21 protein-coding genes are annotated in these 19779 nt (G+C 45.5%); 13 read left to right on the top strand and 8 right to left on the bottom strand.

Features of this window, described 5'->3' with window-relative positions:
* Positions 1-27 precede the first annotated feature (27 nt).
* From J4N42_RS03745 to J4N42_RS03690, 12 genes are all read left to right on the top strand, one after another.
* Positions 28-747, top strand: a complete 720-nt coding sequence (locus tag J4N42_RS03745) for an LPS-assembly lipoprotein LptE (RefSeq protein ID WP_252029781.1) — start codon at positions 28-30, stop codon at positions 745-747.
* A 5-nt stretch (positions 748-752) separates the two neighbouring features.
* The gene (gene holA, locus J4N42_RS03740) at positions 753-1778 is read left to right on the top strand and encodes a DNA polymerase III subunit delta (protein ID WP_252029780.1); all 1026 of its coding nucleotides are present in this window, start codon (positions 753-755) and stop codon (positions 1776-1778) included.
* 58 nt (positions 1779-1836) lie between these two features.
* Positions 1837-2154 (top strand): ribosome silencing factor, encoded by a 318-nt coding sequence (rsfS, locus tag J4N42_RS03735; protein ID WP_252029779.1) that lies wholly within the window; start codon positions 1837-1839, stop codon positions 2152-2154.
* A 4-nt stretch (positions 2155-2158) separates the two neighbouring features.
* Positions 2159-2629, top strand: coding sequence for a 23S rRNA (pseudouridine(1915)-N(3))-methyltransferase RlmH (rlmH, locus tag J4N42_RS03730; RefSeq protein WP_252029778.1), 471 nt, complete (start codon positions 2159-2161; stop codon positions 2627-2629).
* 5 nt (positions 2630-2634) lie between these two features.
* Complete coding sequence (gene mrdA / locus J4N42_RS03725; RefSeq protein ID WP_252029777.1) at positions 2635-4521, top strand: penicillin-binding protein 2; 1887 nt, start codon at positions 2635-2637, stop codon at positions 4519-4521.
* Entirely contained in the window at positions 4521-5642 is a 1122-nt protein-coding gene (rodA, locus tag J4N42_RS03720) for a rod shape-determining protein RodA (protein ID WP_252029776.1), read from the top strand. The genes mrdA and rodA overlap by 1 nt, the downstream gene beginning before the upstream one ends.
* 3 nt (positions 5643-5645) lie before the next feature.
* Positions 5646-6434 (top strand): septal ring lytic transglycosylase RlpA family protein, encoded by a 789-nt coding sequence (locus J4N42_RS03715; protein ID WP_252029775.1) that lies wholly within the window; start codon positions 5646-5648, stop codon positions 6432-6434.
* A 90-nt stretch (positions 6435-6524) separates the two neighbouring features.
* A complete protein-coding gene (locus J4N42_RS03710) occupies positions 6525-7703 on the top strand; it encodes a serine hydrolase (protein WP_252029774.1) in 1179 nt (392 codons plus the stop codon).
* A gap of 141 nt (positions 7704-7844) precedes the next feature.
* A complete protein-coding gene (ybeD, locus tag J4N42_RS03705; protein ID WP_176288439.1) occupies positions 7845-8123 on the top strand; it encodes a DUF493 family protein YbeD in 279 nt (92 codons plus the stop codon).
* A 218-nt stretch (positions 8124-8341) separates the two neighbouring features.
* Positions 8342-9010 (top strand): lipoyl(octanoyl) transferase LipB, encoded by a 669-nt coding sequence (gene lipB, locus J4N42_RS03700; RefSeq protein ID WP_252029773.1) that lies wholly within the window; start codon positions 8342-8344, stop codon positions 9008-9010.
* A 7-nt stretch (positions 9011-9017) separates the two neighbouring features.
* Positions 9018-9983 carry a lipoyl synthase gene (lipA, locus tag J4N42_RS03695; RefSeq protein ID WP_252029772.1) on the top strand — a complete coding sequence of 322 codons (966 nt, stop codon included), beginning with the start codon at positions 9018-9020 and terminating at the stop codon, positions 9981-9983.
* A 167-nt stretch (positions 9984-10150) separates the two neighbouring features.
* Positions 10151-10477, top strand: a complete 327-nt coding sequence (locus tag J4N42_RS03690) for a hypothetical protein (protein ID WP_252029771.1) — start codon at positions 10151-10153, stop codon at positions 10475-10477.
* A gap of 392 nt (positions 10478-10869) precedes the next feature.
* Here the strand turns inward: J4N42_RS03690 and glyA are convergent, their stop codons facing one another.
* The gene (gene glyA, locus J4N42_RS03685) at positions 10870-12120 is read right to left on the bottom strand and encodes a serine hydroxymethyltransferase (RefSeq protein ID WP_252029770.1); all 1251 of its coding nucleotides are present in this window, start codon (positions 12118-12120) and stop codon (positions 10870-10872) included.
* Positions 12121-12485: 365 nt separating this feature from the next.
* On the opposite strand from glyA, the gene J4N42_RS03680 reads away from it, so the two are divergent.
* Positions 12486-13085 carry a YitT family protein gene (locus J4N42_RS03680; RefSeq protein WP_252029769.1) on the top strand — a complete coding sequence of 200 codons (600 nt, stop codon included), beginning with the start codon at positions 12486-12488 and terminating at the stop codon, positions 13083-13085.
* Between the two features lie 81 nt (positions 13086-13166).
* Here J4N42_RS03680 and J4N42_RS03675 read toward each other — a convergent pair whose 3' ends face one another.
* The 7 genes from J4N42_RS03675 to J4N42_RS03645 form a co-directional block, all read right to left on the bottom strand.
* Positions 13167-14087: a DUF58 domain-containing protein gene (locus tag J4N42_RS03675; protein ID WP_252029768.1), complete on the bottom strand. Its 921-nt coding sequence runs from the start codon at positions 14085-14087 to the stop codon at positions 13167-13169.
* Positions 14088-14095: 8 nt separating this feature from the next.
* Positions 14096-15085: an AAA family ATPase gene (locus J4N42_RS03670; protein ID WP_252029767.1), complete on the bottom strand. Its 990-nt coding sequence runs from the start codon at positions 15083-15085 to the stop codon at positions 14096-14098.
* Between the two features lie 28 nt (positions 15086-15113).
* Positions 15114-15800, bottom strand: a complete 687-nt coding sequence (locus J4N42_RS03665) for a tetratricopeptide repeat protein (RefSeq protein WP_252029766.1) — start codon at positions 15798-15800, stop codon at positions 15114-15116.
* On the bottom strand, positions 15791-16726 hold the full coding sequence (locus J4N42_RS03660; RefSeq protein WP_252029765.1) for a vWA domain-containing protein: 936 nt from the start codon (positions 16724-16726) through the stop codon (positions 15791-15793). Before J4N42_RS03660 ends, J4N42_RS03665 begins: the two co-directional genes overlap by 10 nt.
* Entirely contained in the window at positions 16723-17739 is a 1017-nt protein-coding gene (locus J4N42_RS03655) for a VWA domain-containing protein (protein WP_252029764.1), read from the bottom strand. Before J4N42_RS03655 ends, J4N42_RS03660 begins: the two co-directional genes overlap by 4 nt.
* Before the next feature lie 17 nt (positions 17740-17756).
* The gene (locus tag J4N42_RS03650; RefSeq protein ID WP_252029763.1) at positions 17757-18245 is read right to left on the bottom strand and encodes a DUF4381 domain-containing protein; all 489 of its coding nucleotides are present in this window, start codon (positions 18243-18245) and stop codon (positions 17757-17759) included.
* Positions 18246-18318: 73 nt separating this feature from the next.
* Positions 18319-19404 carry a DUF1254 domain-containing protein gene (locus J4N42_RS03645; RefSeq protein ID WP_252029762.1) on the bottom strand — a complete coding sequence of 362 codons (1086 nt, stop codon included), beginning with the start codon at positions 19402-19404 and terminating at the stop codon, positions 18319-18321.
* Positions 19405-19779: the final 375 nt, after the last annotated feature.

The following is a 19779-nucleotide window of genomic DNA, read 5'->3' as shown; positions in this document are numbered from 1 at the left end:
ATTCCAATAATCGAGAGCCCTATACCCATGTTTCGTAGCGCATCACGTCTGATTTCAAAGTCATCAATTAAGGTTACTAGTGTTGTATTCTTAGCAAGCCTTTTATCCGCTTGTGGTTTTCATCTGCGCGGTGATTACTCGGTTCCGGAAGAACTCAATACTATGTCTGTGACCAGTTATGACCAATACAGTACGTTTACACGAGCCGTGAAAGGTCAGCTACGTATGAGTGAGATTGAGATTGTTTCTCCGGCGGCGGATGTTCCTAACTTACACTTGATGGGGGAAGGCGTTGGTGAAAGAACGCTCTCTCTGTACCAAAATACTCGAGCGGCAGAAAAAGAACTGACATTCCGCGCGTCATACAGAGTCACAATCCCGGAACTGGGTTCGAAAGTATTCAGAACCAGTGTAACCCGAAGCTACTTAGATAACCCGCTGACTGCATTAGCAAAATCGGTCGAGCGCGACATGATTGAAGACGAAATGCGCAAACTGGCAGCAACACAGATCTTACGTCAGATGGCTCGCCTGAAAGCCGACATCGAATCCAATGAAATGATGCTAGAAGAGCAAGAAACTATTACTTCTGAAATGTCAGAAGAACAATATGACATAAAGACTATTGAAGGCGAAATCGGTGATATTGCTAGCCCTCAGGTCGAAGCCCAAAGAATAGCAGAGCAAACTCAAGCAGAACAAGAAGCTTCAGCACCGGCAACTTCAACTGACAGCAAAGAACAGTAGAGCCCATGCGCATCTATTCGGATCGCCTACCCGAACAATTGAAGAAAGGGCTACATCCACTCTATCTTTTGTTCGGTAATGAGCCACTGCTTCTCCAAGAATCCCGCCATGCGATTCAACAATCAGCAAGCCAACACGGGTTCGACGAACGCCACCGATTTAGCGTTGATAGCAGTCTGGATTGGAATGAAGTCCATGACTGCACACAATCGCTGAGCCTTTTTTCGTCACGCCAACTGATAGAACTTGAACTACCTGAAACGGGAGTGAATGCTGCTATTGGCAAAGAGCTAACAGCTTTAGCCGATTCTTTGCATACTGATGTAATGTTGGTCTTAGTCGGTGGTAAACTGACTAAAGCACAAGAAAACACCAAATGGTTTAAATCGTTAAGCTCAAATGGTTGTTGGGTGAATTGCCTTACACCCGATCTTCAAAGGCTGCCACAGTTCGTACAAGCTCGCTGCCGCACTCTTGGCTTGACCGGCGATCGTGAAACGTTCCAAATATTAGCTCAGTGGCATGAAGGCAACCTCATGGCACTTTCACAAAGCCTCGAGAAACTAGCCTTACTTTACCCAGATGGCGTGCTAAATCTGGTTCGCATAGAAGAATCACTCAGTCGACATAATCACTTTACCGCTTTCCACTGGGTCGATGCGCTGTTAGCTGGAAAATCCAACCGCTCGCAACGTATCTTGCGCCAACTAGAAGCTGAGGGAGTTGAGGCAACGATACTGATACGCACGATTCAGAAAGAGTTACTCACTTTGCTAAAAATGAAGCAGGAGCTTAACGTTTCGGCTATTGGGCAGGTTTTCGACAAGCACCGAGTATGGCAATCTAAACGCCCACTCTACTCGAGCGCGTTATCACGACTCACTATTGAGTCAATTTCCAACTTGCTCCAATTACTTACCCAGTGTGAAGTGCTGACAAAAACCCAATACGACACCTCATCATGGCCAATTTTGCAGCAACTGAGCGTTCAACTTACTGTGCCTAACGTTAACATCGCTGCCCTGAATTAAATGCGTGCTATACTGCGCCAAAAGCCTATTTTTATTACCACTCTAGAGGAATTTTCCCTTGCAACACGAAGCGTTAAACGATTTTCTAGCAGACAAAGCTGATGACATGAAAGCCCTAGACATTAAAACTATCGATGTCCAAGGCAAATCCAGCGTCACTGACTTCATGATCATTTGTACTGGAACGTCGAAAAGACACGTTGCATCAATCGCGGATCATGTCGCGAATGAAATCAAAAAGATCGGCCTTATTCCTCTGGGAATGGACGGTGAAAAAGAAGGTGAATGGGTCGTTCTAGACATGGGCAGTACTATGTTACACGTCATGCAAGAAGAGCATCGTGAACTCTACCAACTAGAAAAGCTGTGGAGCTAACCTTTTGAAAATCCAACTGATTGCCGTCGGGACTAAGATGCCTAAGTGGGTTGAAGAAGGGTTCCAAGAGTATCGTCGCCGCTTCCCTCATGATATGCCACTTGAATTGATTGAAATTTCAGCAGGTAAGCGCGGCAAAAATGCCGATATTGCAAGAATTTTGCAAAAAGAAGGCGAAGCCATGTTGGCAGCCGTGCCAAAAGGCAACCGAATTGTTACTCTCGATATCCCGGGCAAGAAGTGGGATACACCACAACTCGCACAACAGCTTGAAAGTTGGAAACTAGATGGGCGCGACGTTTCGATTCTTATCGGTGGCCCGGAAGGTTTAGCGCCAGCATGTAAAGCGGCCGCAGATCAAAGCTGGTCTTTATCCGCGTTAACCTTGCCCCACCCGCTCGTTCGTATCGTTATGGCTGAGAGTTTATACCGAGCGTGGAGCATTACCGCTAACCACCCTTACCATCGAGAATAGATTGAATGTTGCGTAAGCGTAGCCAAATTCGTGACTACCAAGAAGAGGCTCGACTATTTAAAAGTCGGGCCTTGGTTGCTTTTATTGGAATTGTTGTCCTGATTGGGCTGCTGGTTACTAACCTCTACAATATTCAGATCAACCAGTACCAAGATTACAAAACCCGCTCGAATGACAACCGCATCAAAATCGTCCCTATCGCTCCAAACCGAGGATTGATATACGACCGTAATGGTAAACTTCTGGCGGAAAACCGACCTGTATTTAGCTTAGAAGTAACACCAGAGAAAGTTGAGGATATGGATAAAACCATTGCTCAATTGCAAGCTCTGATGCCAGAAATCACCCCAGAACGAGTTGAGTCTTTCAAGAAAGAGCGTCGCCAAACTCGCCGTTTTAAATCCGTCCCTTTGCTGACTCAACTTACTCAAGAACAAGTCGCCATTTTTTCGGTAAATCAACATAAGTTTCCCGGTGTTTCCGTCAATGCTGCGCTAAAACGCTACTATCCATATGGTGAAGTCCTCACTCACGTGATCGGATATGTTTCACGTATCAATGACCGCGATATGCAGCGCTTAGTCAGGGAAGAAAAAGCCGCAAACTACCAGGCTACACGTGACATTGGCAAACTCGGTATCGAACGCTACTACGAAGATGTGCTTCACGGTACAGCTGGGTATCAAGAGGTCGAAGTCAATAGCCGAGGCCGTATTATCCGTACTTTGAAGTACGTACCACCGGTACCGGGCAAAGACATTGTTCTCAACCTCGATATCAACCTTCAGCTCTATGTTCATAAACTACTGGACGGTCGTCGTGGTTCTGCCATCGTTCTAGATCCGAAAGATAACGGCGTACTCGCTATGGCTTCAAGTCCAAGCTACGATCCAAATGCGTTTGTACATGGTATTTCAGGCAAAGCTTATAGCAAACTTCTGAATGACAATAACCGCCCGCTAGTAAACCGAACCACATTGGGTATTTACCCTCCGGCGTCAACTATTAAACCATTCATGGCCGTGGCGGCATTGGAAGAAGGCGTAATAACGCCAAGAACAACGCGAAATGACCCAGGTTACTGGCGCATTCCGAACTCTAAAACCCGTCCATTCCGCGATTGGTTGGCATGGGGACACGGGAAAGTCGATATTGTTAAGTCGATTGAAGAGTCAGTCGATACCTTCTTCTATCAAATAGCCTACGATATGGGCATCGACCGTATCTCTACTTGGATGATGAAGTTTGGCTTTGGTGAATACACCGGCATTGATATTTACGAAGAAAGTAAAGCCAATATGCCAACTCGCGAGTGGAAGATGGCGCGCCATCGTACCCCTTGGTATCAAGGTGACACCATTCCAGTGGGCATTGGACAAGGCTACTGGACCGCAACACCAATGCAGATAGCAAAAGCAACTTCAGTGTTGGTCAACCACGGTCAAGTGGTTGCGCCTCACCTTCTCAGAGGCACCATCAACAATGGTGACGATTTTGACTCAATGCAAATGTCTGAGATTGAAACTTACCCACCGATTACCAATGTGTCAGAAAAATACTGGGACATCGCTACCGAAGGAATGCGTTTGGTAAACCACGGTAAAAAAGGAACAGCACGCCGAGCATTTAGAAACATGGAATACAGCACAGGCGGAAAATCAGGAACAGCGCAGGTATTTGGTCTAGCTGAAGACCAAGAATACAACGCAGACGAACTTGCAGAACACCTACGAGATCACGCTCTGTTCACTGGTTTTGCCCCGTTTGACGACCCTCAATATGTTGTCACTGTAGTACTTGAGAATGCCGGCGGGGGTTCCAGCAATGGTGGACCATTTGTGAGAAAAGTATTCGATCGCGCAATACTCGGTGAAGAAAAGGCAGAGAAATAATGGAACTGGATCCTTCTACTGGACAAAACCGAGCGTTTTTCCAACGCCTACACATCGATCTTCCGCTACTTCTAGGGATCTTAGTGCTCATGGGGTTCGGCTTGATCGTAATGTACAGCGCGAGCGGCCAGAGCTTAGAGATGATGGATCGCCAAGCAATGCGAATGGCACTAGCACTGGGCGTGATGTTCTTCTTGGCTCAGATACCACCAAGAACCTATGAAACGCTAGCGCCACTGATGTTTTTCTGTGGCGTCGCCTTGCTGTTTGGGGTGTTGTTTTTTGGTGAAGCCTCCAAAGGTGCACAGCGTTGGCTGAACTTGGGTTTTGTGCGATTTCAGCCGTCAGAGTTACTCAAACTTGCTGTACCACTGATGGTGGCACGTTACATTGGTAAACGCTCACTGCCACCAACTTTCCAAACTTTAGTTATCTCACTGGTGATGGTATTTGTTCCTACTATTTTAATCGCGAAGCAGCCTGATTTAGGTACATCGATTTTGATTGCCGCATCCGGCATTTTCGTTATTTTCTTAGCGGGCATTAGTTGGAAAATTATCTTTGCAGCTGCGGCGGCTGTCGGAGCATTTGTGCCTGTACTGTGGTTCTTTTTGATGCGCGAGTATCAAAAAGTTCGTGTGAGAACCTTGTTTAACCCAGAGTCCGATCCGCTCGGCGCTGGTTATCACATTATTCAAAGTAAAATTGCGATCGGCTCAGGGGGAATTTCAGGCAAAGGCTGGCTACAAGGCACCCAGTCACAATTGGAGTTTCTACCAGAACGGCACACCGACTTCATTTTTGCGGTTATCGCTGAAGAATGGGGGCTGATCGGAATTTTAGCACTGCTTTCGATTTATCTATTTATCATCGGTCGCGGGCTGTATTTAGCCAGTAATGCTCAAACCGCATTTGGTCGTATGATCGCCGGCAGTATCGTACTAAGCTTCTTTGTCTACGTATTTGTAAATATTGGTATGGTAAGTGGAATTTTACCTGTTGTTGGCGTACCTCTGCCTTTAATCAGCTACGGTGGTACCTCTATGGTCACACTAATGGCTGGATTTGGCATTTTGATGTCCATCCATACACACAGAAAAGCATTTTCAAAGGCAACGTAATACATGAATCAAAAGCACCTTTTTCTCTCGGTGGTAGCAGCCTCTATTCTTGCAGGCTGTTCTTCTTCATCTTCTAGATACGACTTAGACGATGATACTGCGCCTAAAGCGCCAATCTCCGTAGAACATATTGAAGATGCCATCCCACAATACGAACCGTACAGCTTAGGTGGTAATAGCAATTACACGCTGCGTGGCAACGACTACGAAATTATCAAAGATCCGAAAGGTTTCACCGAAAAAGGCCAAGCATCCTGGTACGGAAAAAAATTCCATGGCCACCTGACCTCCAATGGTGAAGTGTATGATATGTACTCCATGACAGCTGCGCACAAAACGCTGCCTATCCCGAGTTACGTAAAAGTCACTAATACTGATAATGGTAAATCGACCATCGTCCGAGTCAACGACCGTGGTCCATTCCACGAAGGGCGCATCATCGACCTCAGCTACGCCGCTGCTTACAAGCTCGACGTAATCAAAACGGGCACCGCTAACGTTGAGATTGAAGTCATCACCGTCGAAAGACCTAGCGCAGAGCACAAAGTACAAAAGCTACCTAGCTACCGCATTCAAGTGGCAACCTCAAAATATGAAGATCGCTCGCGAACTTTAGCCGAAGAATTGAGTCAGAAATTATCTGTAGACAGCTTTATTGATAGCAACAATAAAACTCATCGAGTCTTTTTGGGGCCATTTAATGACTATAAGCTGACGCAGGAGGCCTTGGAGCAAGTTAAGCTGCTCGGCTTTGATTCTGCATTCATCAGAAAACACACAGCGACTAAATAGTCCTCAACCCAATGTGGGTCTGAACCTGCACTGGTTTGAGCGATTGTTTCTGTTAAGATATGGACAGTTAACTATAAACTTGCATTCATCATGAAAAAAATAACATCAATCAAATCTATTTTTGCTACTACCGTTGCTCTCTCTGCAACACTAGCAACATCAGCTATCGCTTCACCTATTGTCGTCCCTGACGCACCCCAAATTGCAGCAAAAGGTTACGTTCTACTCGATTACCATTCAGGTAAGGTTCTAGCTGAAAAAGAGATGAACACTAAACTATCTCCAGCAAGTTTAACCAAAATGATGACGAGCTACGTCATCGGCCAAGAGCTGGCGAGTGGTAACATTTCTCCAGAAGACGAAGTCACCATCAGCAAAAACGCATGGGCAAAAAACTTCCCAGATTCTTCGAAAATGTTCATCGAAGTGGGCACAACTGTAAAAGTTGAAGACCTAAACCGCGGTATCATCATCCAATCAGGTAACGACGCATGTGTTGCAATGGCTGAACATATTGCCGGTTCAGAAGATGCTTTCGTTGATCTAATGAACGCTTGGGCTGACTCTATTGGCATGACAAACACGCACTTTGCTAATGTTCACGGCCTAGACAACCCAGAGCTATACTCTACCCCTTACGACATGGCACTGCTTGGTACTGCGTTAATTCGCGATGTTCCAGAAGAGTACCGTATCTACGCAGAGAAAAAATTCACTTACAACGGCATTACCCAGTACAACCGCAACGGTCTACTTTGGGACAAGAGCATGAACGTTGATGGCATTAAAACTGGCCATACAAGTAATGCAGGCTACAGCCTAGTAAGCTCAGCGACTGAAGGCAAAATGCGTTTAGTCGCTGTAGTCATGGGAACTAAGAATGCTAACGCTCGCAAATCAGAAAGCAAAAAGCTACTGAGCTACGGCTTCCGCTTCTTCGAAACAGTGGCGCCACACGAAGCTGGCGAAACCTTCGTAGAAGAGAAAATCTGGATGGGTAACAAAGATACCGTTGCACTTGGCGTAGACAAGAGCACCTATGTCACGCTTCCACGAGGCCAAGCGAAAAACCTGAAAGCCAGTTTTGTACTTGAAAAAGAGCTAGAAGCCCCAATCATGAAAGGTGACGTAGTTGGTAAGCTATACTATCAACTAGATGGCGAAGATATTGCTGAATACCCTCTACTTGCTCTAGAAGATGTCGAGCAAGGTGGTCTATTTAGCCGTCTATGGGATTACATTGTATTGCTGTTTAAAGGCTTATTCTAATCCCACAGATTACTGAACATAAAGCCGCCTCGCGCGGCTTTTTCTATTTATAACGAGCAGTAATCCCTGCTCTTGAGATAAACCTTATTTGGCAGTACTATTCCGCACCGCTAAATCGAAATTCAAACTGGAGTCTCCATTATGTTGAACATCAATTCAGACGCGAAGCTGAAAGATCTGCTTGAGTTCCCTTGTTCTTTTACTTACAAGGTTATGGGTTACGCAAAACCTGAACTACCAGAGCGAGTTCTTGAAGTGATTCAGCGCCACGCTCCAGGCGATTACAGCCCAACCGTTAAGCCGAGTGCAAAAGGCAACTACCACTCAGTATCGATCAACATTACCGCCACCTCGATTGAGCAGGTTGAAACTCTGTACAAAGAGTTGGGTGAGATTGATATCGTACGAATGGTGCTTTAATTTCCAGCCCAAACTGATAACTAAACTAGAGTATTCTCACTAGTTTTTTAATCTATCAAATATTTTTGAAAGCAGCGAAAGCTGCTTTCTTTCTATATATCAATAAGATAATAAACTCCAGCCACACTCAGAGTTAAAAACCTGTTACTAGTGTGTAGTTCAAATCATGAATAGAGTTTATAATCCGAAAACTTTATTTATCGACAGTGGAATCAGGTATGCAAAATCAACTGGTTGTAAAACAACTCGGGCGCCAAGACTATCAACCCGTCTGGCAAGCGATGCATGAGTTTACTGACAACCGTACCGATGACAGCCGTGATGAAGTATGGCTGGTTGAGCATAATCCTGTTTTCACTCAAGGCCAAGCGGGTAAAGCTGAACACTTACTCAATACAGGTGACATCCCTGTTGTACAAAGTGATAGAGGTGGCCAAGTCACCTACCACGGCCCTGGCCAATTGGTGGTGTATTTTTTGATTAACCTGCGCCGCAAGAAATTAGGCGTTCGAGATCTCGTCACGCATATTGAGAACCTCGTAATCAACACCCTAAAGACATACAATATCGAGTCAGCTGCTCGACCAGATGCTCCTGGCGTTTATGTCGATAACAAAAAGATTTGTTCGTTGGGGCTCCGCATTCGTAAAGGATGCTCGTTTCACGGGTTGGCATTAAACGTCAACATGGACTTATCTCCTTTCCTACGCATTAATCCGTGTGGTTATCAAGGAATGGAAATGGTTCAGGTTAGCCAGCTTGGTGGACCAGATCACGTAGAAACCGTGGAGCAACAACTAATCAAAGAACTCGTGGCGTTACTTGATTATCAAGACGTTACTTACGAGCAAACAGAGCTTAGCACTGAAGCCCTTAACAATAAGTAGTAGAAGCATGAGTAAACCAATCCAGATGGAAAAAGGCGTTAAGTACCGTGACGCCGACAAGATGGCACTGATTCCAGTCAAGAACATGCCTGCGGAGCAAAAAGAAATTCTTCGTAAACCGGAATGGATGAAGATCAAGCTGCCATCAGACAGCCAACGTATTCAAGACATTAAGTCTGCAATGCGCAAAAACGATCTTCACTCAGTATGTGAAGAAGCCTCTTGTCCAAACTTGGCAGAGTGTTTTAACCACGGCACTGCTACTTTTATGATTCTTGGCGCTATCTGTACTCGCCGTTGTCCATTCTGTGATGTTGCCCATGGCCGTCCAATGGCACCAGAGCAAGGTGAACCACAGAAGCTGGCTCAAACGATCAAAGACATGAAGCTGAAGTACGTTGTAATCACTTCAGTAGACCGTGACGATCTTCGTGATGGCGGTGCACAGCACTTTGCCGATTGTAACCGCGAGATCCGCGCTCTGAACCCAGAAATTCGTATCGAAACATTGGTTCCTGATTTCCGTGGCCGTATGGACGTGGCACTTGATCTGCTAAAAGACAACCCGCCAGATGTGTTCAACCACAACTTGGAAACTGCGCCACGTTTGTACCGTAAGGCTCGACCTGGTGCGAACTACAAGTGGTCACTTCAGTTGCTACAAAAATTCAAAGAGCAGCACCCTGATGTCCCAACTAAGTCTGGCCTAATGATGGGCTTAGGTGAGACCAAAGAAGAAATCATCGAGGTGCTAAAAGATCTTCGTGCTCACGGTGTCAGCATGCTAACTCTGGGTCAGTACCTAGCTCCTAGCCGTCACCATTTACCAGTTGAACGCTACGTTCCACCAGCAGAGTTTGATGAACTAAAAGAAATCGCACTCGAGCTTGGTTTTACCCACGCTGCTTGTGGTCCATTTGTTCGTTCTTCTTACCACGCCGACTTACAGGCGAAAGGCGAAGAAGTTAAATAGACTTCCATTCCAATTAAAAAGCCGATATCTGAGATATCGGCTTTTTTGTTCCTACGAAAGCGAATCTTGCTATCCATCCGCTTGAATCTATGCATTTTGTTCTATAGGCTTACCTTAAAATAAAGCCAAATTCACCTATCTAGTTAATGGTAGTTAAGGAATTAACAATGAATAAACTCGGACTGATAGCACTTGTTGCAGCGACCTTTGCTGCAGGCTGTGCATCCAACACCCAGCAAGACAATTTTCGCGAAGCTTCTTTTGAACTGTGTAATACCGAGGTAGACATTTACTCAGTAAGCGACGACGGCCGCGTACGCATCGTATGTTCCGATGGTTCTAAGTTCGCCCTAACTAGCGAGAAAACACTCGAGACGATGCGCGACATCAATATCGACTACTGTGATGGTGAAGGATTGGGTAAATTCAACGAGAGCCGCAAATACTACTCGTTTAAGTGTAAATCAGGCACATTACTGAGCATCGCTAAGTAAACAACGGTTACCGCACACATTACAAAGGGCAGGTGATAAACATCTGCCCTTTTTCGTATTCAAAGAAAACCCAATCATCGCCCTATCCCCTCTCAAGCTCTAACAAAAAAGCCTCAAAGAAGGAGCTTTAAATCATTTTTTAAGGTAGTTGTTTGAAGCTCTAGGAGAGCACGAGGAGCTTACACGGCGTTTGCGCTAGCAACTGAGTATGTGCGACACAGAAATTCGCTCTCCATCTAGGCACTACCAGACCAATAAAAAAGGCTCCCAACAGGAGCCTTTCAAATCTTATTTTTCAATCAAATAGCTTTAGTTCAAGGAAAAGGCGCGGAGTTTACGAATGTAAATGAGCACCTTTGACACAGAAATTAAGCTATTTGAGCCAGAAAAAATTATGCGTAAACTGGTAGACGCTTACAGATCTCTAATACTTTTGCTTTCGTCGCTTCGATAACAGACTCATCACCCATGTTATCTAGGATGTCACAGATCCAACCTGCTAGGTTCTTCGCATCTTCTTCAGAGAAACCACGGCGAGTGATTGAAGGAGAGCCGATACGGATACCTGATGTAACAAATGGGCTACGAGGATCGTTTGGTACTGAGTTCTTGTTTACAGTGATGTTTGCTGCACCTAGTGCTGCGTCTGCATCTTTACCTGTGATGTCTTTGTCGATTAGGTCAACTAGGAACAGGTGGTTCTCTGTTGAGCCTGAAACGATGTTGTAACCACGTGCGATGAACTCCGCTACCATTGCTTTTGCGTTTGCAACAACGCGAGCTTGGTATTCTTTGAATTCTGGCTCTAGTGCTTCTTTGAACGCTACTGCTTTACCTGCGATAACGTGCATTAGAGGACCGCCTTGACCACCAGGGAATACCGCTGAGTTCAGCTTCTTGTACAGCTCTTCACCTTCGTTAGAAAGGATAAGACCGCCACGTGGACCTGCTAGCGTTTTGTGTGTTGTTGTTGTAACAACGTGCGCGTGTGGTACTGGGTTAGGGTAAACACCTGCCGCGATTAGGCCTGCAACGTGTGCCATATCAACGAATAGATACGCACCAACTTTGTCTGCGATTTCACGCATGCGTTTCCAATCACAGATTTGAGAGTAAGCAGAGAAGCCACCGATGATCATCTTAGGCTTGTTCTCGATAGCCAGTTTTTCCATCTCTTCGTAATCGATTTGGCCTGCTTCGTCGATACCGTAAGGAATGATGTTGTAAAGCTTACCTGAGAAGTTTACTGGAGAACCGTGAGTCAGGTGACCACCGTGTGCTAGGCTCATACCAAGTACCGTATCGCCTGCGTTCAGTAGCGCCATGTATACTGCGTTGTTTGCTTGAGAACCTGAGTGAGGTTGTACGTTCGCGTATTCCGCACCAAACAATTCACATGCACGGTCGATAGCCAGTGTTTCCACTTTGTCTACGTACTCACAGCCACCGTAGTAACGCTTGCCAGGGTAACCTTCAGCATATTTGTTTGTTAGCTGAGAACCTTGAGCTTCCATTACACGTGGGCTTGTGTAGTTTTCCGAAGCGATAAGTTCAATGTGTTCTTCCTGACGAAGAGTTTCTTCTTGGATTGCTGCGAATAGATCCGCATCGTAATCAGCGATATTCATATCACGCTTAAGCATCTGTATCTCCTGACTCAGATTGTACTGAAAGTTTCAAAAAAACCACTTAATGCCGCTATAATCTACGCAAAAGTCGCCACGCAAACGTTTGCATCAAGCTAATGGTGCGCATTCTACATAATTTGATCTAGGTCATAAAGAGAAAATTTGAATTTTTCTCATGCAGTTTTTTCATAATGACATAGAAGGTTTGTCATGATGAGTCACAAAGTTGAATTGACTCGCAAACCCCTGTCAAATTTACGCTTTACACCCTGTAAAACGATAATTACATAGGTTTACCTTAAATTTGCCTCTCTAGCTACCGAAATTATCAACTTTTCCTTACTATGCACGCCATTATAGAGCAGTTAATTTTAAAATTGATGGAAAAACACACACGTAAAGAAGACTGGATGGCAATCCTGACAGGGACTTTCCTTGTCGCTCAAGGCTTATTCTTCTTGCAGTCTGCGAGTCTGTTGACTGGTGGCACGGCTGGATTAGCACTGTTGCTGAGCCAATTGGTCTCAGTTTCTTTTGGTACGCTGTATTTTGTAGCCAACTGTCCATTCTATTTACTCGCATGGAAACGATTTGGCCGTCGATTTGCCATTAACAGTGCGATTTCAGGTGCGATGGTGTCGGTATTTGCCGACCACTTGTACTTATTTATTTCACTCGACAAGATCAATGAAGTGTATTGTGCCATTGCTGGCGGACTGCTGATGGGACTAGGTATGCTGATCCTATTTAGACATCGCTCTAGCCTAGGGGGCTTCAACGTACTGTGTCTGTTTATTCAAGATAAGTTCGGTATATCGGTAGGAAAAAGTCAGCTCGCTATCGATATGGCAATTCTGATGACTTCATTCTTCTTTGTACCACCGATGACAATTTTACTGTCGGTGCTCGGCGCAGTCGCGCTCAACGTGGTCCTGGCGATGAACCATAAACCAACGCGCTACTCGGTGCGCCACGGCTAAAGCCGATAGTCTCACCAGCTCCCCACCCGATACGCAATACCAGTGGATACATAAACTACTGGTATTTTTGTTGGTTGAACCTCAACCTCTCGCTAGGCTTTTTCTCAGCTGATAATCCACATCCACCAGCGTAGAGATCGGGAACAACGGCACTTCATATTTCGAACGTATTGCATCAACAGCCTCAATTTGCTGTTTGATCGCTTGTTCAAATTGCTGTTTATGTTCAGACAAATCCACTTCAAATTGAGATTGTCCATCACTGACCACACTGTAAGTATGAGTTGGCAGCTCCAACTCCAACGGATCGGTGACATGAGCCACAACCAATTCGTTTTGCTGGCTCAACGCTTTCACGTATTTGGTGGTCGTATCATCCCACCCACGCCCGTCACTAATTAATAAAATTAGGCTGTTTTTGGTTTGTAAGTTCGCTATCGTCTTTAATGGCTGATTAAGAGAGTCACTTAAACTCACCGCACTTTTCCCCACTTTGAGCATGTGGTTGTGCTCGACTAGCTTACGTAAGAATCTGGAGAAATCGTTCTTAGATCGACTTGGTTTAAACAACATCTGCTGATTATCGGTAAACGACACCCCACCTAAGCGGTCGCCTGCCGTTAGCGAAATCCAACCTAGCAGTGCACTCAACTCCGCCGCTATTACTGACTTCATTTTATATTGGCTGCCAAATAACATCGATTGCCTTTGATCCACCAATACGTACACCGCTCGGTCTTTCTCTTCACTGAAAACTTTGACATGGGGTTTACCGGTTCGCATAGTGACTTTCCAATCCATGGTTCGAATGTCATCCCCAACTTGATATTGTTTCAGCTCTTCAAAATTCAAGCCTCGACCGCGCAGCCTTGATGGATGCGCCCCGTTCAGCAAGCTGTTTATGGTTTGATTGGTGGTAAGGTTGAGCTTTTGCGCTTTGAACTGCAATTTATACAGTTCAGCCAGCTCAACATAAGCACGAGAGTCATGAGTTTTTTTCATCACTCACCTCACGCCGCCGACACGTACCTAAGGATCTCATCGATTACGTCATCGGTTGTTACCCCTTCAGCAAGCGCTTCGTAGCTAAGGCTAATACGATGACGTAATACGTTGTGCACAATGCTTTTTACATCTTCAGGTTCGACAAAGTCTTTCCCTTGCATCCACGCATACGCTCTGGAACATTTATCGATCGCCAAACTCGCTCTTGGGCTTGCGCCAGTAGCGATCCACTGAGATAACGAGCTCCCCGTGTAGCGTTCTGGCTTTCTGGTCGCCATAATGATGCTAACAATGTAATCAATCACATTGTCGCTACTAAATACCGCTTTCACTTCTTCACGTGCCGAGAAAATCACTGCAGGGTCAATCGGTTGAATTTCATTATGGTTCCCTGCTGGTTCACTTGCGTTATCTTCTGCTTGAACAAGGCGAATGATCTGCGCTTCTGCTTCACCACTTGGGTACGCCATATTCACTTTCATTAAGAAGCGGTCCATTTGAGCCTCTGGTAGCGGATACGTCCCCTCTTGCTCAATTGGGTTTTGTGTCGCTAACACCATAAACAGATCTGGTAGCCGATAGGTTTGCCCTGCCACTGTTACTTGACGCTCTTCCATTGCTTCTAATAGAGCTGCCTGAACTTTGGCCGGAGCACGGTTAATTTCATCGGCCAGTAGAAAGTTATTAAAAATCGGGCCTTGCTGGAAGCTCAGCTGGTGCTTACCTTGAACTTCTTGGTATACCTCAGTGCCCGTTACGTCTGACGGCAATAAGTCGGGGGTAAACTGCACACGCCCGAGGTTGACGGCTAAAGCCTTAGACAGAGTTTTAATCGAACGCGTTTTTGCTGTGCCAGGTAACCCTTCGAGCAACACATTGCCATTAGCCAGCAATGAGATAATTAGCGCGTCCACCATTTCATCTTGCGCGATAACAGATTGCAAAACGCGCTGCTTTAACTCCAACACTTTATTCAAATTCGGTTTAATAGACATATCAATTCCACCAATTCATTTCATACGGTTACTTGTTTTGCGCTTGCTGCGCTTTGCGTTTCGCTTCTTCATACTGCTCGATGAAGAACTTTTTCTTTAGGAACACCTTGGGATCCGATTCAATACTCTCGAGCCATTCTTGGTCAGAGAGAGTTTCGGCTTGATACTGGTTACCTAGGTTTTCACTACTTTCTTGTTGGCTTTCCTTGTCGATGATGGCGTTATCCCCTGAGTCACCAAGGCTTGCCGATGTCTTAATCAAAGGTTCAACAATCTCAATATTCTTCTTCGCCCCTTGATGATTCGGTGTTGTATCCAGAATCTTTTGGTAAAGCACAAACGCTTGGTAGTAATTCTGCTGATGCGCATAAGCGTTCGCTTGATTAAACATGGCAACATTGGCTGGCAAGTCGGTTACTTGCGCCCAAGTTTGAGCTGAAGTTTTGAAATCTTCTGCCATATACAGGCTCATGGCACGCCACTTATTATCCTCAAAGACTTCAGAAGCCTGGGTGTATTCACCGAGCTGAAAATACACTCGACCAAGCTGATCATTGGACAGCCACAGCAGCAAATACGAACGGGTCGATAACCCAGCCGAAAGTATGTTTACAATGATCACTAGCCAGATGACATGACGCTTCCATTTACGCTTCAAAGTTGGCACTTTCCATGGCACGGCATACTCGGATATTTGGTTGAGAGTTAACGCCATCGAATCACCCACCCTTTTCTAAACCACATCAATTGAACCAAAGCCAACAAGTAGATCAGCCAGTAACCGGCATCTTCCCATGGCATTGCATCATCATCGCTGAGCACCATTTGGGTTTCGGTCAGCTGCGTGACCTTTCCAACGCCCGACTCTTCGTCGCTACGAACGACGAGCTCACCAGAAGTTACCGTTGCGAGTTTTTCCAATTGCTTAAGCCCTTGCTTATGTGCAGCCAACTGCTGACCAACCACTGACCATGTCACCAGCTTTATGTTGTTGTGTTTTACAAAATACTTTTCGAACTCTTGCTGTGCGCCATCGCTGACGCCATCAGTAATCATGACAACCGTTATCGGGGCTTGGCTCTTGCTACGAATGTCTTCGACCTTTGCAATCAGCGAGTCCGTTTGTTTAATCGGATTAGCAATAGACTGGCTGTCCAAAGCGTGCAAGAACTTCAACGTCATGGCCTGATCTCTGGAAGGTGGCATCACTACGTGAGCAGTACCGGAAAAGGCAACCAACGCGGTTTTATTATCTCCGCGACCTTTTATTAGTGACTCAGCCATTTTCTTGGCCGCATAGACTCTAGACGGCTTCACATCTGCTAAGCTCATGCTCTGTGAGAGATCCACTGCCACTACAACAATCGCATCATCTTTTAGAAATGGAGACGCTTGTCTTTGCCATGTAGGACCGGCAACGACAACGCTGGCAATCAGGAAAAGCAGCACCAACATCTTTTCTGGCGAAAGCACAGAAGCGCCGTTTTTCTCAATCAGTAAATGCTGGTACAAATGAGGCGCTATGCTTTTCTTCCAGCTATCTTTAGCCCGTTGTTGCTGTTTCAATCGCCAAAACAAATACGCTGTTGGAAGCAACAGTAGAAGCCCAAGCGGCCGAATAAAGTGAAACTGTTCAATCATTGATGAGCCTCCTGCTGTTGAGGGAGTGAGCGCTTATTCTTTAACAGCAAAGGCAGTAACAGCAAAGGCAGTAACAGCAACACCATTACAAAGGCATATAAGGCTACAGGAACAAAATGTAAGCTCACTCGAGGCCGATAAGTTTTAGTTTCAAAGATCTGTGGTTCTAGTTGGTCGATTTCCTGATACACGCGTTCAAGTTCGACTCTGTCTTGGGCTAAATAGCTCTTGCCACCAGTGATCTCTGCGATTTTTTGCAGCGACTCGACGTCAACTCGATATTCCCCCTCCGCCTGCGGATTCCCCATCGCCACGGTATAGATCTTTACTCCATGTTTTTTGGCAATTTGAGCCGCCTTTAGTAGCGGCATTTTCGACACCGTGTCGTTACCATCACTTAACAGGACTAATAGTGGGTTGCTGGCTTTTTGTTGGCTAAAGACTTGGATAGACAAACCAATGGCGTCGCCAATGGCGGTTTGCCATCCAGCAATGCCTAAACTGGTTTGCTCAAGTAAGTCGGTCCAAGTTTGCGTTTCTTCCGTCAATGGCACTTGCAGGTAGGGCGCGTCACCAAACAGGATTAGACCAAGTCGGTCTTTATCACGACTTTCAGCAAAGGTTTTAAGCACTTGCTGCGCAGCTTGTAGGCGGGTGATTTTTTTATCGTCTTGAGAGTAAAAGTCTTTTTTAATCATCGACCCAGATAAGTCGAGTGCAACCATAATATCGCGCGCTGATTTCTCGCGAGCAATTGGCTCACCTACCCATACTGGCTTGGCCAACGCAACAACGATACACAGCCAGCCGAACACGACGATCAACTTTTGTCGCTTGGTTCGCTTTAACATGATTACGCCTTGCTGAGGAGTAATTCCAGACACTTGAGACAACAACTCAAACTGAGGAACTTGGATAGCAGATTGAGGCTTTTTCTTTGCTGGCACCAAGACATACACCAACACAGGTAAGAAAATCAGCGAAAGAAGCCAGGGGGTTTGTAGCTCTAACATTGTCGACCTTAGTGAAATTAGTGGCGAGCTATCCACAACTGGATAGACGCGTAAAGTGTATTAACCTTGTCGTCATCCATAACGCTAGAGTGGTACGCAGCTTGACTAAGCAGCGACTTCGATTGAGCGGTAAATCCGCTGTCTGGGCAATGGTTGTCTAACCACCGCTCCCAGTGTTGACCTGTCAGCGGTGCAATAGCTGTGCGAGGAAACGCATGTAACGCCGTTTCTCTAAGCAAAGCTGGCATCTCAGCGATCTGCCCATTATCGCGTAGCAGCCCTAGTTTCTTACTAGCTTGGCGACGGTAACGGTTAGAGTGGTAAACAGCCGCTGCATTTAGCACTTGAACCAGAAACCAAGCCCCTCCCAGAGTAACCAGCACTTGCCAACCAATACTGCTAGGTAGCCAACTCACTTCTGGTATGGAAGCAACTTCCACCAGGCCTTCTAAGCTTTCATTACCCCACTGTGAAGGCAACGCATTGATCCAATCACCTGAACTCATAGCTCCCCCCTTTAGAAACAATAAGGTAATGAAAACCAGTTCACTGGAGAAACCAGTGAACTGAGAAAGGAAATTACTTGCTGTGTGGCATTTCTACTTTCTTACCGTAAGCCACGATTTCATTGAGATCTTGTGGCATATACATACGTAGGATACCGCTCCAGTTTGCTGGGACGTCTAGGTTGTTCTTTTCACCTTCACAGTTGAAGTTCACTGTGATTGAACCGTCTTTGTTTGGTGTAATTTCACGGCTAGACGTTGCGTAGTTGTAGGCGTGAATGTAGCCGTCTGAACCGTAGGTCGTTACTGAGAAGAAGCCCTTCTCTTTAAGTGGTGGCTTTTCAAATGTCATTGTTTGACAAGCACCGCTACGATCTTCAGCGATTAGAACTTTGTAGAATGCGTGCTGTGATGGCAGTCCACCAAAACCCATTGCTGTTGCTACTTTCGCATCAAACTCACGCACTTGTTCAGAGCCAGGCGCGCCGAAAGAGCGAGTTAGATCAATCTTAAGGATGTTACGCTCTTGCTCTAGGCGAGTCTGCTCACGAGATACTTGCTCAAAGCCTTTTGCTACGTAAGGATTCGCAGAGTTAGCATCCATTTTAACTAAACGTTGCTTACCGCGACCTGCTTCCAGATCTTTCTCATCCATAGAAGCAACTTGAGTACGGATGATTGCCCATACGTGCTCACCCGAAGACAGCATGTCAGGAGTTACAGTGATTTTGTTTTTGCCTTCTTCAGCGTAGATAACACCAATGGTTCTATGCTGTTCATCGATAACTTGCAGGCTCTGGTAAGTATCCAGATCCGGCAGTTCAAACGTTAGGCCACCCTGCGTATCGAAGATACCTTTTGAATAAAGCGTATCGCGGTTCTGGCGAACCACCGTTTGATTGTCTGGTGTAACAAGAGTATCAGCATGATTGAAGGTATTCATTTTGCTTTCAACTTGCTGTTCAAAGAAGTACTTGTCTGACTCAGCCATGATGAAGTTGTCTGCTGTTACCGCAATTGGGCCTGCATTTTGAAGTTGTAGTTCAGTTGGCTCACCTTTCTTAGGAAGGTGATCGCCAAGTGTGGCAAACTTTTCTTGCGCTAATGCAGAACCGCTTACTACCGCTACCAGTGAAACCGCCAAAATTGATTTTTTCATGTTAATACCTATTACGTTGGCAACATTAGGTTGCTTTATCTTTCGGAACAGGAATTATCTTAAACTCATCTCTGGCTACTTTTTGAGCCTTGGCAGGCTCACATTAATAACCACAACAAATAATTAACATTATCAATATTCATATTGTTTTATACCACTCAGTTGCTAATTACCTAGCAAAACCAAATCCAATCAACAACATAAGGCTCCATATCACCTTACCCAGAACCAATTAATAGGAAACCAGACAGCTAGTACAATAAATATTAAATACGCCAAAACCTGCTAAACAAATACTAGATAACAGGTTGCCAACATAAATATAGAGTGAGCAGATAAGCGCCCAGAGAGAGGCAGAAAGAAAAAGGGTGACTC

Origin of the sequence: Vibrio sp. SCSIO 43135, from assembly GCF_023716665.1 — a bacterium.
Classification (GTDB): domain Bacteria; phylum Pseudomonadota; class Gammaproteobacteria; order Enterobacterales; family Vibrionaceae; genus Vibrio; species Vibrio paucivorans.
This window is presented reverse-complemented; position numbering and strand designations above follow the sequence as displayed.

Excerpts from the sequence above, each read along its gene's own strand:
- J4N42_RS03745 (WP_252029781.1), top strand. The coding sequence starts at position 28 with ATGTTTCGTAGCGCATCACGTCTGATTTCAAAGTCATCAATTAAGGTT.
- holA (WP_252029780.1), top strand. The coding sequence starts at position 753 with ATGCGCATCTATTCGGATCGCCTACCCGAACAATTGAAGAAAGGGCTA.
- mrdA (WP_252029777.1), top strand. The coding sequence starts at position 2,635 with ATGTTGCGTAAGCGTAGCCAAATTCGTGACTACCAAGAAGAGGCTCGA.
- rodA (WP_252029776.1), top strand. The coding sequence starts at position 4,521 with ATGGAACTGGATCCTTCTACTGGACAAAACCGAGCGTTTTTCCAACGC.
- J4N42_RS03715 (WP_252029775.1), top strand. The coding sequence starts at position 5,646 with ATGAATCAAAAGCACCTTTTTCTCTCGGTGGTAGCAGCCTCTATTCTT.
- J4N42_RS03710 (WP_252029774.1), top strand. The coding sequence starts at position 6,525 with ATGAAAAAAATAACATCAATCAAATCTATTTTTGCTACTACCGTTGCT.
- ybeD (WP_176288439.1), top strand. The coding sequence starts at position 7,845 with ATGTTGAACATCAATTCAGACGCGAAGCTGAAAGATCTGCTTGAGTTC.
- lipB (WP_252029773.1), top strand. The coding sequence starts at position 8,342 with ATGCAAAATCAACTGGTTGTAAAACAACTCGGGCGCCAAGACTATCAA.
- lipA (WP_252029772.1), top strand. The coding sequence starts at position 9,018 with ATGAGTAAACCAATCCAGATGGAAAAAGGCGTTAAGTACCGTGACGCC.
- J4N42_RS03690 (WP_252029771.1), top strand. The coding sequence starts at position 10,151 with ATGAATAAACTCGGACTGATAGCACTTGTTGCAGCGACCTTTGCTGCA.
- glyA (WP_252029770.1), bottom strand. The coding sequence starts at position 12,120 with ATGCTTAAGCGTGATATGAATATCGCTGATTACGATGCGGATCTATTC.
- J4N42_RS03680 (WP_252029769.1), top strand. The coding sequence starts at position 12,486 with ATGGAAAAACACACACGTAAAGAAGACTGGATGGCAATCCTGACAGGG.
- J4N42_RS03675 (WP_252029768.1), bottom strand. The coding sequence starts at position 14,087 with ATGAAAAAAACTCATGACTCTCGTGCTTATGTTGAGCTGGCTGAACTG.
- J4N42_RS03670 (WP_252029767.1), bottom strand. The coding sequence starts at position 15,085 with ATGTCTATTAAACCGAATTTGAATAAAGTGTTGGAGTTAAAGCAGCGC.
- J4N42_RS03665 (WP_252029766.1), bottom strand. The coding sequence starts at position 15,800 with ATGGCGTTAACTCTCAACCAAATATCCGAGTATGCCGTGCCATGGAAA.
- J4N42_RS03660 (WP_252029765.1), bottom strand. The coding sequence starts at position 16,726 with ATGATTGAACAGTTTCACTTTATTCGGCCGCTTGGGCTTCTACTGTTG.
- J4N42_RS03655 (WP_252029764.1), bottom strand. The coding sequence starts at position 17,739 with ATGTTAGAGCTACAAACCCCCTGGCTTCTTTCGCTGATTTTCTTACCT.
- J4N42_RS03650 (WP_252029763.1), bottom strand. The coding sequence starts at position 18,245 with ATGAGTTCAGGTGATTGGATCAATGCGTTGCCTTCACAGTGGGGTAAT.
- J4N42_RS03645 (WP_252029762.1), bottom strand. The coding sequence starts at position 19,404 with ATGAAAAAATCAATTTTGGCGGTTTCACTGGTAGCGGTAGTAAGCGGT.